This is a genomic window from Porphyrobacter sp. MBR-49 (assembly GCF_053628655.1).
The window spans coordinates 163,275-178,240 of record NZ_JBRJGU010000006.1 but is presented as its reverse complement, the minus strand read 5'-3'; the positions used below and the strand labels follow the sequence as shown (position 1 = coordinate 178,240).

Below are 14,966 nucleotides of genomic sequence, written 5' to 3'. Positions count from 1 at the left end.
CAGCACAGGATCACATGATGCGCGCGTTTATTTTTCCGGGTCAAGGCAGCCAGAAAATCGGCATGGGGGCAGATCTCGCCAACGCAAGCGCGGCCGCGCGCGAGGTGTTTGGCGAGGTGGACGAGGCGTTGTCGCAAAAGCTTTCAGCACTGATGCGCGAAGGGCCGGAAGCCGACCTGACCCTCACCGAAAATGCGCAGCCTGCGATCATGGCCAACGCGATGGCGACATTGCGGGTGCTGGAACGCGATTTCGGTGTGCAACTGACCGAACACGGCGCCTGCGTCGCGGGCCATTCGCTGGGCGAATACACCGCCCTGTGTGCGGTTGGTGCGTTCAGCCTCTCCGACACCGCACGGCTGCTCAAACTGCGCGGGCTGGCGATGCAATCCGCCGTGCCGGTGGGCGAAGGAACAATGGCGGCGCTGCTGGGGGCGGATATTGATCAGGCCAAGGCGCTGGCTGAGGCCGCGGCGCAGGGGCCCCACGCGGGAGGCGCAATCAGCGTTTGTGAGGTAGCGAACGACAATGATCCTTCGCAGGTGGTGATTTCCGGCCACACCGCGGCGATTGAGCGCGCCGTCGCGCTGGTCAAGGAGTTCGGGATCAAGCGCGGCATCCTGCTGCCGGTGTCCGCGCCGTTCCACTGCGCGCTGATGCAACCCGCCGCCGAACGCATGGCTGAGGCCCTGGCCCAAACCCCGCCCGCGGCCTTCACCCTGCCGCTCTATGCCAACGTCACCGCCGCGCGCGTCACCGATCCCGAAGTAGAACTCGGATTGCTGATCGAACAGGTCACTGGCCGGGTGCGCTGGCGCGAAAGCGTGCTTGCCATGCGCGCCGATGGGGTGGAAAGCTTCGTCGAACTGGGCGGGAAGGTGCTCGGCCCGATGGTTGGCCGGATCGACCGCGAAGCGCAGGTTGCAAGCTTGGTGACGATGCAGGATATTGAAGCGTTTGCGAAGGAATTGGTGTGATGTTTTCACTCAAGGGCATGAATGCGCTGGTCACTGGTGCGAGCGGCGGGATCGGATCGTCGATCGCCCACGCGCTCGCCAGCCAGGGCGCGCGGCTTGCGCTGTCGGGATCAAACGCGGCCAAACTGCGGGCGTTTCGCGATGAACTCAACGAATCCTATCCGCATCACGATCACGATGGCCATGTCGAGATTACCTGCGATCTGGGGAACGCTACTCAGGTCGAAGAACTGATCCCGGCGATGCTCGATACGCTCGGCACGATGGACATCCTCGTCAACAACGCCGGGATCACGCGTGATAATCTGGGGATGCGGATGAAGGATGATGAATGGGATCAGGTGATCCGCATCAACCTAGAAGCCGCGTTCCGCCTGATGCGCGCCGCGGCCAAGCCGATGATGAAGGCGCGGTTCGGGCGGATCATCAACATCACCAGCGTGGTCGGCGCGACCGGCAATCCGGGCCAGATGAACTATTGCGCGGCCAAGGCTGGCCTGACCGGCATGACCAAGGCGTTTGCGCAGGAAGTCGCCAGCCGCGGGATCACCGCCAACTGCGTCGCCCCCGGCTTCATCCGCACCGCGATGACCTCAGCGCTCGATGAAAAACAACAGGCCGCGATCAATGGCCGCATTCCGATGGGCCGCATGGGTGAAGGCAGCGAGATCGGCGCTGCGGTTGCGTTTCTTGCCAGCCGCGAATCCTCCTATGTCACGGGTGAAACGCTGCACGTAAACGGCGGGATGGCGATGCTGGGCTGATCAGCGGGCGGTGTTTTGGCCCCTTATCCCCAGCGGAAACGCCCCTCGCAAAGCCGCCAACTTGCCCGTATTGTCAGCGGCGCTAAGGTTTTACGCACTTTCTGGCGCTTGAGGGCGATTCCTTCGTCCTTCTGCCACACAAGGGAACGATAGGGACAAGCGATGAAGGCCACGATTGAACGCGCGACCCTGCTGCGGTGCCTCTCCCACGTGCAGTCGGTGGTTGAACGGCGCAACACCATTCCGATCCTGTCGAACGTGCTGATCGACGCCAGCGACGGCGGCAATGTTCGCGTAATGGCGACCGATCTTGATCTGCAGGTGGTCGAATCAATGTCGGCTTCGTCGGTCGAACAGGCAGGCGCGATTACCGTGTCGGCGCATCTGCTGTTCGATATTGCGCGCAAACTGCCCGAAGGCAGTCAGGTCAGCCTGACCACCAGCGACAACCGGCTTGAGGTCAAGGCGGGCCGTTCGAACTTCAAACTGCCGACTCTGCCGCGCGATGATTTCCCGGTGATCGTCGAAGGCGACCTGCCGACCAGTTTTGAACTGCCCGCGCGCGTGCTGGCTGAATTGATCGACCGCACCCGCTTCGCGATTTCGACCGAGGAAACGCGCTATTACCTCAACGGCATTTTCCTGCACGTGACCGATGAAAACGAACCGCTGCTGAAAGCCGCCGCCACCGATGGCCACCGGCTCGCGCGGTTCACCTTGGCGCGGCCCGAAGGCGCCGCCGGGATGCCCGATGTGATCGTGCCGCGCAAAGCCGTGGGCGAACTGCGCAAGCTGCTCGAAGAAGCGCTCGATGGTAACGTGTTGATCGACCTGTCGGCCAGCAAGATTCGCTTCACCATGGGCGGTGAAGGCGGGGTGGTGCTGACCAGCAAGCTGATCGACGGCACCTTCCCCGATTACAGCCGCGTGATCCCGACCGGCAATGACAAGCTGCTCAAAGTCGATCCGAAACTGTTTTTCGCCGGTGTTGACCGCGTGGCGACCATCGCGACGGAGAAAACCCGCGCGGTCAAGATCGGGCTGGATCAGGACCGCGTCACGCTGTCGGTGACATCGCCCGATAACGGCACCGCGGCTGAGGAACTGGCAGCAGAATACCGCGCCGAAGCGTTGGAGATCGGCTTTAACGCCAATTACCTCAAGGACATCCTTGGCCAGATCGATGCCGACACGGTCGAACTGCATCTGGCCGACGCAGGCGCGCCGACGCTGATCCGCGAAAACGAGGCAAGCCCGGCGCTCTATGTGCTGATGCCGATGCGGGTGTGACCGTTTGAATGCTCCGCGATGGCGGCTGGCTTTGAGGACAGGCTTTACGCCGGAGACGCGGTCGGCGGACTTGGGCCGGGGGATGCGGCGATCCGTGGCAATTTGGCCGCTGAATGTACGCCTCGATTAATGGATCGCCACGGCCCTGCGGGCCTCGCGATGACGAAGTAGGGATGGAGAAGCTGGGGCGGGGGTGATTATTTCGACGCTTTTCACTGCATCGACTGCTCGAACGCAGCCTTTGATCGACGGTTGAAGTCGTCTGGAATGAAGGGTGGTAGAATATCAAGACTGTCCAAGTGCCCCAATAGCATTTGACAAATTCGGCTTAAGCGGGCTGCTCTCCAAGCTTCCTTTTCAAGCACATCAACAGATAGACGCAAGTGCCGGCATTCGGTTGGCATCTTCTTGGGGGTGACGAAGTCGTAAAAATCCACTCCCCACCTGATATCTGTGACTTCCATTCTAGCGTGGGCAATCTGATGCCGAAGCTCTGCTCCCGATAAAACTCTTTGAAAGAAACGTTCAGCCGTCATTTTATGGCTATCGAAAGGTGGTTGGCGAAAGAAGCGTTGAAGGTAGCTTATTTTGTCTTTCAAGGAATAGGGGATTTTGACGGTCTCTTGAGCCGTCTCAAACTGAGCAAAGCGGTCACAGGCTTCAGCAAGGCGTGTTTCGATACTCGCGTGCGCTGAAACAATCACACCCCGCAAAAAAAGGGCTGCTTCCACATCGGTTTTCGTGGTCCAAGGCGTAACCTCGACCGCGTATGCGCTACGGATGAAGTAAACCGATGTCTTTCGGATGTAGCGCTCCAATGAGTTTTGGCTCTGGTTCGGCATAGTCACGACCCCATCACCGCACCCAATCCAGCCCCATTTCCTCGAAAATCTCCTTGTCCTCGGCCCAGTTTTCCGACTGTTTGACGTGGAGGAACAGGTGCACTTTTACTCCCAGCACCTCGCACAATTCCTTGCGCGCCGCTTCGCCGATGGCCTTGATCCGCGCGCCGCCTTTGCCGAGCACGATGGCGCGCTGGGTTTCGCGGGCGACCACGATCTGCTGGTGGATTTCGATGCTGCCGTCTTTGCGCACCGTGTAACTTTCGGGCCGCACTGCGCTGTCATAGGGCAGTTCTTCGTGGAGCTGTTGGTAAAGCTGTTCGCGGGTGATTTCGGCGGCGAGCAGGCGTTCTGAAGCGTCTGACACCTGATCTTCGGGATACATCCATTCAGCCTCGGGCATCATGCCCGCCAGCGCGTCTTTCAACTCGGGCACGCCGTCCCCATTCAGCGCGGAAACGAAATAGATTTCGGCAAAATCGACCTTGCCCGCCAGTTCCTGCGCCAGCGCCAGCAGGGGTTCTTTCTTGGCGCGGTCGACTTTGTTGAGCACCAGAATCTTGCGTTCAGGGCGGTTCGCCAACGCCTCCAGCAGCGGCTCCAATTCGTGGCGGCGTTGCTTGATCGGATCGACCAACAGCAGCACCGCGTCCGCCGCCTCGGCACCTTCCCACGCGGCGCTTACCATCGCGCGGTCTAACCGGCGGCGCGGGGCAAAGATGCCGGGGGTGTCGACCAGAATCATCTGCACCCGCGTGCCTGCCAGTTCGTGCAAGGCAATCCCCAGCATCCGCGCGCGGGTGGTCTGCGCCTTGGCACTGGTGATGGCGACCTTCTGGCCGACAAGCTGGTTCACCAAAGTTGATTTGCCCGCATTGGGCGCGCCAATCACGGCGATCATGCCACATTTTTGTTTGGTCATTTCATGACTTCCTCGCCGCTGATTTTCCGCTTCGCTCCAAAGCGGCTGCGGGCGGCCGCTTGGCCTTGCGAAACCTGTCGGTTTCGATGTGGCAAATTCACTAAATCATTCAACCGAATTGCTCCAGAAAAGCCTTCGCGGCCAGCTTTTCAGCCTCGCCCTTGTTGGTGGCGGTGGCCTCGGCCTCACCGACATTGCGGACGCTGACCCGCACGGTAAATCGCGCCGCGTGGTCAGGCCCGCTGCGCCCCACCACTTCGTAAACGGGGGTGGCGCGGCGGTTGCCTGCGGCCCATTCCTGCAGCGCGCTTTTGGGATGTTTCGACCTGCCCAAGTCGCCTTCCAACTCGCTCGCCCACAGGCGGTAGATGACCGCCTTCGCGGTATCGAACCCGTGCTGGACAAAACACGCGCCGATCAGCGCCTCCATCACATCGCCAAGGATCTTGTCGCTATCCGCCCCGCCATCATCGCGCGCTTGCTTGCCCAACCGGATATGCGCGGGCAGGCCGATGGCGCGGGCAATCCGTGCGCAAGTGGCGCCGCTGACCAGCGCGTTGAGCCGCTGTGACAGCTTGCCTTCGGGCGCGTCGCCCGCGCGGAATAGCCAGCTCGCCACCGACAGGCCAAGCACCCGGTCGCCCAGAAATTCAAGCCGCTGGTAATCTTTGGAAGTTACCGCCGCCGCGCCGCCCGATCCGTTGAAGCTGCCGTGGGTCAGCGCCTCGATCCAGGCGGCCTCATCCGTCACGGCAAAGCCTTGTGCTTCGAGCCATTCACGCGTCGCCGGGTCAAGCGCGCTCACAGTGCGTCTCCGATCCGGTGCCAGCGTGCGGCGGTGAACCAGGTCCACGGATTTGCCCAATCGGCGCTGCCATCGGTCGACCACACGATGATGCTGGCGCGGCCCACCAGCAGGTCTTGCGGAACAAATCCCACCGCATCGCCTGCGGCTGCCGGAAAGCGGCTGTCGCGCGAATTGTCACGATTGTCGCCCATCACGAACAGCGCGCCCGCCGGGACTGTGACGGGGGCAAGCGCATCAGCCGGGGTCATCCCGAAATCGAGCACTTCGTAGCTTTTGCCGCCCGGCAAAGTCTCACGGAAACGGGCGTAGCGGCAGGCCGCGCTGCCATCATCCAACTGCACAGGCGCGCGGCCCCATGCGCACCCGGTATTGGGCGATTCGGCAATCAGCGCATCAGCCATAGGTTCGTGCGGTATCGGTGTGCCGTTCAGCACCACCTGCCCGCCCACCATGCGCACCGCATCACCCGGCAGGCCGATCACCCGCTTGATATAATCACGTCCGTCGACCGGGTGTTTGAAGATCACCACATCGCCGCGTTCGGGCGTGCTGGCGAACAGGCGGCCATCGGGCAGTGGCAGATCAAAGGGCAACGAATGGCGCGAAATACCATAGGGCCACTTGGCCGCCAGCAAGTAATCGCCGTTCATCAGGCGGGGCAGCATGCTTTCCGACGGGATCGAAAACGGCGAGAACACCAGGGTGCGAAACACCAGCACCACCAGCAGCAGTTTGGCCAGGAACCAGACGAAACTGCCCCAGCTATCGCGCGCAGGCGCCGCCGCGTCGGCATTATCGGGCAACACATTGCCGAGAGATTGGGTCTTAACATCCATCGCCCATGCCCTTACTCGGCTCCGCACACCTGCGCAAAGGAGAACAGTGATGAACGGATCGGGCGAAGCAAACGGCAAGCCAGCAGTGGGCGAGGCCTGGTCGCGGCTGCGTTCGCTGGAACCGCGCACGCTCGGCCAATTGTTCGCCGCTGATCCGGCGCGGCCCGCAGCCTTGACCCAGCAAATCAGCTGGCCAATCGCGCCCGGCAGCGCGGCGGAAACGGGCATGAGGATCGATTTTTCCAAAACCCATCTGGATGATGCCGCGCTGACCGCGTTTGAGGCTTTGGCCGAGGCGCGCGGGTTTGCGGCTGCGCGCGATGCGCTCTTCGATGGCGGGATCGTCAATGTCACCGAAGGCCGCGCCGCGACCCACGGCGCGCTGCGCGGCAGCGGCACGCCTGCGCAGGTCGAAGAAGCCGAAGCGCTGCTCGCGCGCATGGGGATGCTGGTTGAGGCGATCCATGAAGGTGCGCTGGGCGAAATTCGCCACTGCATCGCGGTTGGCATCGGCGGATCGGCGCTCGGCCCGGCGCTGGCGATTGACGCGCTGACCCGCGATCTGGCGCTGGTCGATGTCCATGTGGTGTCGAACATTGATGGCCTCGCGCTGGAACAGGCGTTTGCTGCCTGCGACCCCGAAACGACGCTGATCGCGCTCGCGTCCAAAACCTTTACCACCATCGAAACGCTGACCAATGCGAACAGCGCGCTGAAGTGGTTGGCGGATAACGGTGTGGAAGACCCCGGCGGGCGGGTGATCGCGCTGACCGCTGCGCCCGAAAAGGCGGTGGAATGGGGCGTCGATGAAACCCGCGTGCTGCCGTTCCCCGAAAGCGTGGGTGGGCGCTATTCGCTGTTTTCGTCGATCGGGTTCCCGATTGCGCTGGCGGTGGGGATGGATGAATTCCGCGCGATGCTGGCCGGCGCGAAGGCGGTCGACGATCACTTCCGCAACACCGAAGGCCGCGCCAATGCCCCGTTGCTCGCGGCGTTTGTGGATCAGTTCTACACCCGGTTAAAGGGCTGCCAGACCCGCGCGGTGTTCGCCTATGATGAACGCCTCGCGCTGCTGCCCGACTATCTTCAGCAGCTGGAGATGGAATCCAACGGCAAAAGCGTGACCGTGGATGGCACCCCCGTGGACGGGCCGACCGCGCCGGTGACATGGGGCGGGGTGGGCACCGACGCGCAGCATGCCGTGTTCCAACTGCTGCATCAGGGCACGCACCTGATCCCGGTCGATTTCATCGCCAGCATCGCGCCGGGGGATGAACTGGACCCGGCGCATCACCGCACGCTGTTGATGAACTGCCTTGCCCAAGGCGCGGCGCTGATGGCGGGCAAGCCGTCAGACGATCCGGCGCGCGCCTATTCGGGTGATCGGCCCTCCACCACCTTTCTGCTCGACGATTGCGACGCGGCGGCACTGGGCGCACTGATCGCATTCCACGAACACCGCACCTTTGCGAGCGCGGTGCTGATGGGGATCAACCCCTTCGACCAGTTCGGGGTGGAACTGGGCAAGGCCATCGCCAAACAGATCGACAGCGGAGAGGGCGAGTTTGATCCCTCGACGAAGGCACTGATGGCGGCGGCGGGGTTGGGGTAGCGCGGGAACTGCTTGACTTTCCGAGGCTCCGCGCCCACATGGCCCCCATCGAAGCGCGCTAGCCATGCGTGAAGCGGCGGAAAACTAAAAGCATCCGCCCCGGCCGCGCCTCGGTTCTACCCAAGACTTCCCTTTTCACGCGGGCGGTTTCAACCCCCGCGCCGCGCGCCCGCTATGGGTTTCGCGCGCCGCAGATTATTTGCGAGTTTTATCTACATGACGACTTTTGCTGAACTCGGGCTGTCGCAGCCCGTGCTCCAGGCCCTTGATATGAAGGGCTATACTACCCCCACCCCAATCCAGGAACAGGCCATTCCGGCCGTTCTCAAGGGCCGCGATCTGCTCGGCATTGCCCAGACCGGCACCGGCAAGACGGCCGCGTTCATGCTCCCCAGCATTGACCGGCTGCGCGAATCCGACAAGCAGATCCCGTTCAAATCCTGCCGGATGCTGGTGCTGGCACCGACCCGCGAATTGGCGGTGCAGATCGCCGATAGCGCCAAGGATTACGGCGCGCTCGCCGGCCTCAAGGTGCAATGCATCGTCGGCGGCACGTCCGTCGGCAAGGATCGTAACAAGCTGCATCGCGGCACCGATATCCTCGTTGCCACGCCGGGCCGCTTGCTCGATCTGATCGATCAGAAAGCGCTGAACCTCAATGGGATCGAAGTGCTGGTGCTCGACGAAGCGGATCAGATGCTCGACCTCGGCTTCATCCACGCACTGCGCAAGATCCGCGACATCACCCCCAAGGATCGCCAGACGCTGTTTTTCAGCGCGACCATGCCCAAGGCGATCAAGGAACTGGTGAGCGGGTTCTGCAACAATCCGGTGCAGGTTTCGGTCACGCCGCAGAGCACCACCGCCGAGCGCATCGACCAATATCTGTTCATGGTGCAGCAGGACGAAAAGCTGTCCCTGCTCGAAATGATCCTCAAGGGGCGGCATACCGTTCCCGGCGCGATTGAACGCGTGCTGATCTTCGCCCGCACCAAACACGGCGCGGACCGGGTGGTGAAGCGGTTGGAGCAAGGCGGGATCGAGGCCAACGCGATCCACGGCAACAAATCGCAACCGCAACGCCAGCGCGCGCTCGACGAATTCCGCAAGGGCCGCGTGCCGGTGCTGATCGCGACTGACGTGGCCGCGCGCGGGATCGATATTCCGGACGTTTCGCACGTCATCAACTACGAACTGCCCAACGTGGCCGAACAATATGTCCACCGCATCGGGCGCACCGCGCGCGCGGGCAAGGACGGGATAGCGATTGCCTTTTGTGCCGAGGATGAACGCGCCTATCTCAAGGATATTCGCAAGGTCACCGGCGCAGAGCTGGAACGCTTGCCGCTGCCGGATAATTTCCGCGCCGTGGTGGAAGGCGAAGGGCCGACCAAGCCTGCCGCTCGTGTTCCGATGAAGCGCGTCAACCCGCGCCCGCTCGGCCAACGTCCGCAGGGTGATCGCAAGCCTCATGGTGAAAATCGGGGAGAACGCCGCCCGGATGGCGAACGTCGCCCGCAGCAAGGTGAACGCCGCGCTGATGGGGAGCGTCGTCCGCAAGGTGATCGCAAGCCGCAGCAGGCCACGGGATCAGGCCGTCCCGGCGGCAATGGCGGCGGTGGTGATCGCCGTCATCCCGGCGGCGGTGCGCGTCCGTCTGGCAATGGCGGAGGCGGCGGTGATCGCGGCCGTGGCCGTGGTCGTCCCGGCGGCGGCGGGGGCGGTCGTCCGCGCTCGGTCAACGCCTGATTGCTGTGGGGGGCCGTGGCCTTCCCGCTCCATCCTTTGTTGTCGCATCGTAAAAAGCTGAAAACCGGTTCCCACTTTTCAGCACGATGCTCTAAATAAAAGAAATTACAGCTTTTTGCGCGTCGATGGTTGCCGCCATCGACGCGCTTCGCCATATGCGGCCCGTGACCTACGGGAGCAGCGCAATGGCCGACGAATTTGACTATGATCTCTTCACCATCGGGGCAGGATCGGGCGGCGTGCGCGCCAGCCGGGTCGCTGCAGCGCACGGCGCGCGGGTCGCGGTGGCCGAGGAATACCGGGTCGGCGGCACTTGCGTGATCCGCGGCTGCGTTCCCAAGAAGATGCTCGTCTACGGCGCGCATTTTGCCGAGGATCTGGAAGACGCCAAGCAATTCGGCTGGACGATCGAGGGCAAAGGCTTTGACTGGGTCAAGCTGCGCGACAGCGTGCAAGCCGACGTCAGCCGCCTCGAAGGCCTGTATGGCCAGACGCTCAGCAACCACAATGTCACTGTCTATGATGAACGCGCGACCATCACCGGCGATCATCAGATCACGCTGGCGAGCGGCAAGGTCATCACCGCCAAATATATCCTGATCGCCACGGGCGCGCGTCCGATGGTTCCGGACTTTCCCGGAAATGAGCACGTCATCACCTCGAACGAGGCGTTCCATCTCGACGCCATCCCGCGCCGCATCCTGATCGTGGGCGGGGGCTATATCGCCAATGAATTTGCCGGAATCTTCAACGCATTCGGCAGCAAGGTGACGATCGCCAACCGTTCGGACACGATTTTGCGGGGCTATGATGAAAGCGTGCGCGACCGCTTGCTGCAAATCTCGCTGACCAAGGGGATCGAATTCTGTTTCCACACAGAATTCGAATCTGTCGAAAGGCAGGATGATGGCAGCCTGCTGGTCAAGCTGACCGGGCAGGATGCGCGGGTGTTTGACGCGGTGATGGTGGCGACGGGCCGTGTGCCCAATATCGAAGGCCTTGGGCTGGACAACATCGGCGTTGCCACCGGGCGCAGGGGCGAAATTGTGGTTGACGTTTTCAGCCGCACCAATGTCGATTATGTCTATGCTGTCGGCGATGTGACTGACCGCGTGCAGCTCACCCCGGTCGCCATCCGCGAAGGGCAGGCGTTTGCGGATTCAGTGTTCGGCGGGGTTGAACCTTACGCGGTCGATCATTCCTGCGTGCCCAGCGCGGTGTTCAGCCATCCGCCCATCGCTGCGGTCGGCATGACCGAAGGCGAAGCGCGCGACACTCTTGGCACGATCAAGGTCTATCATGCCGATTTCCGCCCGATGAAAAACGTCTTGTCGGGGCGCAACGAACGCAGCCTTTACAAGATGATCGTCGATGCCGCGAACGACCGGATCGTGGGGCTGCACATGATCGGCCCCGAAGCGCCAGAGATCATGCAGGCGGCGGCGGTGGCGGTGAAGGCGGGCCTGACCAAGGCCGATTTCGACGCGACCGTTGCTATCCACCCGACGATGGCGGAAGAACTGGTGCTGTTTAAATAGCGGTTATGCCCCCAACCGCGCCGGGCTGAACAATTCCGCAGCAAGGCCCGCCGCCGCGCAATCTTCGGGGAAGGGCAGGCCCAGCGCCGCGCTTGCCGCAATCCGTGACAGCGCGGGCGCGGTCTGGAAGCCGAACCCGCCTTGGCCGGCACACCACACAAACCCCGGCGCGCCGGCTGCGTGGCCGATCACCGGCAATTCGTCGGGTGCAAAGCTGCGCAGGCCCGCCCAGCTATGGCTGATGCGCCTGATTGCAAGCGTGGTAGCCTGCTCCACCCGGTCAGCCGCGATGGCGATGTCCAGTTCTTCTGCCGCCGCGTCGCAAGGGGCGCTGGGGGTCTGATCCATCGAGGACGCCAGCAATTGTCCCCGGCCTTCGGGGAGCAGGTAGAAGCCTTCGCCGACAGTCTTGGTAAAGGGCCAAGCGCGCACGTCCACGCCTTCGGGCGCGGCGAAGGAAATCACCGTGCGGCGGCGCGGCTCGATGCCGATGGGGGTGACGCCTGCCATCCGCGCGATCTCATCCGTCCATGCGCCCGCTGCATTGATCAGCAGCGGCGCAGTGAAGGCTCCCGCCGATGTTGCGACCCGCCAGCCACCGCCTTCGTGCGTGATCGCGTTGACCCGTGCGCCGCATACCAGATCGCCACCGTGGGCGCGCAGATCGGCCACGTGGGCCTGTAACATCGCGTTGGTGTCCAGCTTAAGCGACCCGTGATCGACCAGCGCGGCGGCGTAGGCTTCGGGCTTCAGCACCGGCACCAGCGCGCGCGCCTCATCCGGCGTGATTCGCGCATAGTCGCAGCCGAATTGCCGATGCACATCCTCCAGCGCATCGAGCGCCGCCGCTTGCTCTGCCGAAGCAATATGCAGCGCCGGGTGCCGCGCAGCGTGGGCCGCCAGGTCGGGCAGGCTCAGCGCGGTCAGCGTCCGCACGATCCGCTCGCCCAACCCGTAATGCGCAAAGGCGACGCTGCGGCCCGAGGCGTGGTATCCGGGTGCGCTTTCGCCTTCCAGCACCACCACCCGCCCATGCCGCGCCAGCCGCGCAGCCATCGATAGCCCCGCAATCCCGCCACCGATCACCACCATGTCCGCCTGTTGCACCATGATATGATACTTGCCTTTGCATGATTGCCGCCATTTTTGCCACGTTGACGCTGCCGGTCGCCTAAGGCAACGCATCTGGAACCGGAAAACAACAGGGGACCTGAGTGTGTCTGCCAATATCGCCGAAATGGAACGCCGCCGCGAAGCTGCCCGCATGGGCGGCGGGGCCAAGCGCATCGAAGCCCAGCACGCCAAGGGTAAACTGACCGCGCGCGAACGATTGGACGTGCTGCTCGACGAAGGCTCGTTCGAGGAACTTGATGCCTACGTCGAACACGACTGCATTGATTTCGGCATGGAAACCCAGCGCATTCCCGGCGACGGGGTGGTGACTGGCAGCGGCACGATCAACGGGCGGCTGGTTTACGTGTTCAGCCAGGATTTCACCGTGTTCGGCGGCAGCCTGTCGAAACGCCATGCCGAGAAAATCTGCAAGGTGATGGACACCGCAATGAAAGTCGGCGCGCCGGTGATTGGCCTCAACGATTCGGGCGGGGCGCGGATTCAGGAGGGCGTCGCTTCGCTGGGCGGCTATGCCGAGGTGTTTCAGCGCAATGTGCTGGCCAGCGGCGTGGTGCCGCAAATCAGCCTCATCATGGGGCCGTGCGCGGGCGGGGCGGTCTATTCGCCCGCAATGACCGACTTCATCTTCATGGTGAAGGATTCCAGCTATATGTTCGTCACTGGGCCAGAGGTGGTGAAAACCGTCACCAACGAAGTCGTGACGCAGGAAGAGCTTGGCGGGGCGATCACCCACACTACCAAGACATCTGTGGCCGATCTCGCCTATGACAATGATATCGAGGCGCTGCTGGCGACGCGGCGGTTTGTCGATTTCCTCCCGCTGTCGAACCGGGAAGAACCCCCGGTGCTGCCGGTCGGTGATGCGTGGGACCGCGATGAGCCGAGCCTCGACACGCTGATCCCCGACAATGCCAACCAGCCCTATGACATGCACGAAGTTATCGCCAAGGTGCTGGACGAAGGCGATTTCTTCGAGATCCAACCGGCGCACGCGGGCAATATCCTGTGCGGATTTGGCCGGGTTGAGGGGCGCACGGTGGGCGTTGTGGCGAACCAGCCGATGGTGCTGGCCGGCTGCCTCGACATCAATTCATCGAAGAAAGCCGCGCGGTTTGTGCGGTTCTGCGATGCGTTTGAAATCCCGATCCTGACGTTTGTCGACGTCCCCGGCTTCCTCCCCGGCACCGCGCAGGAACTGGGCGGGATCATCAAGCACGGCGCGAAACTGCTGTTCGCCTATGCCGAGGCGACCGTGCCCAAAATCACCGTCATTACCCGTAAGGCTTACGGCGGCGCCTATGACGTGATGGCGAGCAAGCACCTGCGCGGCGATTTGAACTATGCTTGGCCGACGGCGGAAATCGCAGTGATGGGCGCCAAGGGCGCGGTGGAGATCATCTTCCGCCAAGACCGCGACAACCCCGAAAAGATCGCCGAGAAGACCAAGGAATACGATGACCGCTTCGCCAACCCCTTTGTGGCGGCATCGCGCGGCTATATCGACGAGGTGATCCACCCGCACTCGACCCGGCGACGGATCGCGCTGGGGCTAAGGAAGCTGCGGACGAAGCAGTTGGAGAACCCTTGGAAGAAGCATGACAATATTCCGCTCTAGGAGATAAGTTTGGTGCGAAAGTTATTCTTGGCCGCAGCCGCAGCGATGAGCGCAATAGCGTTTGCGTCGCCAGCATCTGCCACGACCGCTGAAAAGTTGAATGTAGTTTGCAACACGCCATCGACCGAAATCTCACATGAGGTGAACCTTGCGCTCTGCGTTGGTTATATCCACGGTGTAATTGATCATGAAAGTTTGCGATCAGAGAACGTCGCGGCAAACGGTATCTTCTGTATTTACTCGGAAGTCTCAAGCGCAGAGCTGCGGGGCATCGTCCGCAGATATCTTGCGACCCGTTACGAAAGAGGAACCGAAACAGCTAACGTACTAGTGGGTGAGGCGCTGGCACGAGCTTTTCCTTGTCGGAAGGCAGGCTAATGAAACTCGGCCGTCTCAACCACATCGGGGTCGCCACGCCCTCCATGGCGGACTCGATCGCGTTCTACCGCGACGTCATGGGCGCGACCAAGATCCATACGCCGTTCGATCTTGAGGAGCAGGGCGTGAAGGTCTGTTTCGTCGACACCCCCGGTGCGGACGGGGCGATGAACGGCACCCAGATCGAGCTGATCGAGCCGCTGGGGGAAAACTCCACGCTCGCCGGCTTCCTCGCCAAGAACCCGCTCGGCGGGCAGCATCACCTGTGCTTTGAAGTACCCGACATCGCCGAGGCCCGCGCCGAGTTCGAGGAACAAGGCAAGCGCATCCTCGGCCCCACGCGGATCGGCGCGCACGGCACCCCGATTTTTTTCGTCCATCCCAAGGACATGGGCGGCATGCTGACCGAGATCATGGAGACGCCGCGCGAGGATGCGCATTGGTCGAATTAACTTACCTCGTCACCCCGGCGTAGGCCGGGGCCCAGAAGCGGTAAGGCGG

At 62.5% G+C, this 14,966-nt stretch carries 14 protein-coding genes; 9 read left to right on the top strand and 5 right to left on the bottom strand.

All coding sequences use genetic code 11. The features are described 5' to 3' along the window. Window positions 1–17: 17 nt before the first annotated feature. The 3 genes from ACSSV3_RS10195 to dnaN all read left to right on the top strand — a co-directional run bounded on the left by ACSSV3_RS10195 (window position 18) and on the right by dnaN (window position 3,031). A complete protein-coding gene (locus ACSSV3_RS10195) occupies window positions 18–977 on the top strand; it encodes an ACP S-malonyltransferase (protein WP_354324971.1) in 960 nt (319 codons plus the stop codon). After that, a complete protein-coding gene (gene fabG, locus ACSSV3_RS10190; protein WP_354324689.1) occupies window positions 977–1,741 on the top strand; it encodes a 3-oxoacyl-[acyl-carrier-protein] reductase in 765 nt (254 codons plus the stop codon). Before ACSSV3_RS10195 ends, fabG begins: the two co-directional genes overlap by 1 nt. A gap of 162 nt (window positions 1,742–1,903) precedes the next feature. After that, window positions 1,904–3,031: a DNA polymerase III subunit beta gene (dnaN, locus tag ACSSV3_RS10185; RefSeq protein ID WP_354324691.1), complete on the top strand. Its 1,128-nt coding sequence runs from the start codon at window positions 1,904–1,906 to the stop codon at window positions 3,029–3,031. 212 nt (window positions 3,032–3,243) lie between these two features. Here the strand turns inward: dnaN and ACSSV3_RS10180 are convergent, their stop codons facing one another. From ACSSV3_RS10180 to lepB, 4 genes are all read right to left on the bottom strand, one after another. Beyond that, window positions 3,244–3,873: a hypothetical protein gene (locus ACSSV3_RS10180; protein WP_354324693.1), complete on the bottom strand. Its 630-nt coding sequence runs from the start codon at window positions 3,871–3,873 to the stop codon at window positions 3,244–3,246. Window positions 3,874–3,886: 13 nt separating this feature from the next. Further along, window positions 3,887–4,795 (bottom strand): GTPase Era, encoded by a 909-nt coding sequence (era, locus tag ACSSV3_RS10175; protein WP_354324695.1) that lies wholly within the window; start codon window positions 4,793–4,795, stop codon window positions 3,887–3,889. A 109-nt stretch (window positions 4,796–4,904) separates the two neighbouring features. After that, on the bottom strand, window positions 4,905–5,600 hold the full coding sequence (rnc, locus tag ACSSV3_RS10170) for a ribonuclease III (RefSeq protein WP_354324697.1): 696 nt from the start codon (window positions 5,598–5,600) through the stop codon (window positions 4,905–4,907). Then, complete coding sequence (lepB, locus tag ACSSV3_RS10165) at window positions 5,597–6,439, bottom strand: signal peptidase I (RefSeq protein WP_354324698.1); 843 nt, start codon at window positions 6,437–6,439, stop codon at window positions 5,597–5,599. Before lepB ends, rnc begins: the two co-directional genes overlap by 4 nt. Window positions 6,440–6,488: 49 nt before the next feature. On the opposite strand from lepB, the gene pgi reads away from it, so the two are divergent. From pgi to gorA, 3 genes are all read left to right on the top strand, one after another. Next, a complete protein-coding gene (gene pgi / locus ACSSV3_RS10160) occupies window positions 6,489–8,051 on the top strand; it encodes a glucose-6-phosphate isomerase (RefSeq protein WP_354324700.1) in 1,563 nt (520 codons plus the stop codon). A 216-nt stretch (window positions 8,052–8,267) separates the two neighbouring features. Then, the gene (locus tag ACSSV3_RS10155) at window positions 8,268–9,800 is read left to right on the top strand and encodes a DEAD/DEAH box helicase (protein ID WP_354324702.1); all 1,533 of its coding nucleotides are present in this window, start codon (window positions 8,268–8,270) and stop codon (window positions 9,798–9,800) included. Between the two features lie 185 nt (window positions 9,801–9,985). Continuing rightward, window positions 9,986–11,338, top strand: coding sequence for a glutathione-disulfide reductase (gene gorA, locus ACSSV3_RS10150; RefSeq protein WP_354324704.1), 1,353 nt, complete (start codon window positions 9,986–9,988; stop codon window positions 11,336–11,338). 3 nt (window positions 11,339–11,341) lie between these two features. On the opposite strand, the gene ACSSV3_RS10145 is transcribed toward gorA, so the two are convergent. Then, window positions 11,342–12,448 carry an NAD(P)/FAD-dependent oxidoreductase gene (locus ACSSV3_RS10145; RefSeq protein WP_354324706.1) on the bottom strand — a complete coding sequence of 369 codons (1,107 nt, stop codon included), beginning with the start codon at window positions 12,446–12,448 and terminating at the stop codon, window positions 11,342–11,344. 106 nt (window positions 12,449–12,554) lie between these two features. On the opposite strand from ACSSV3_RS10145, the gene ACSSV3_RS10140 reads away from it, so the two are divergent. Genes ACSSV3_RS10140 through mce form a run of 3 tightly spaced genes read left to right on the top strand, consistent with a single transcriptional unit; the run spans window position 12,555 to window position 14,917 of the window. Continuing rightward, a complete protein-coding gene (locus ACSSV3_RS10140) occupies window positions 12,555–14,087 on the top strand; it encodes an acyl-CoA carboxylase subunit beta (protein ID WP_354324708.1) in 1,533 nt (510 codons plus the stop codon). A gap of 45 nt (window positions 14,088–14,132) precedes the next feature. Then, window positions 14,133–14,465, top strand: a complete 333-nt coding sequence (locus ACSSV3_RS10135) for a Rap1a/Tai family immunity protein (RefSeq protein WP_354324972.1) — start codon at window positions 14,133–14,135, stop codon at window positions 14,463–14,465. Then, window positions 14,465–14,917, top strand: a complete 453-nt coding sequence (gene mce, locus ACSSV3_RS10130; RefSeq protein ID WP_354324709.1) for a methylmalonyl-CoA epimerase — start codon at window positions 14,465–14,467, stop codon at window positions 14,915–14,917. The genes ACSSV3_RS10135 and mce overlap by 1 nt, the downstream gene beginning before the upstream one ends. The last annotated feature ends 49 nt before the right edge of the window (window positions 14,918–14,966 follow it).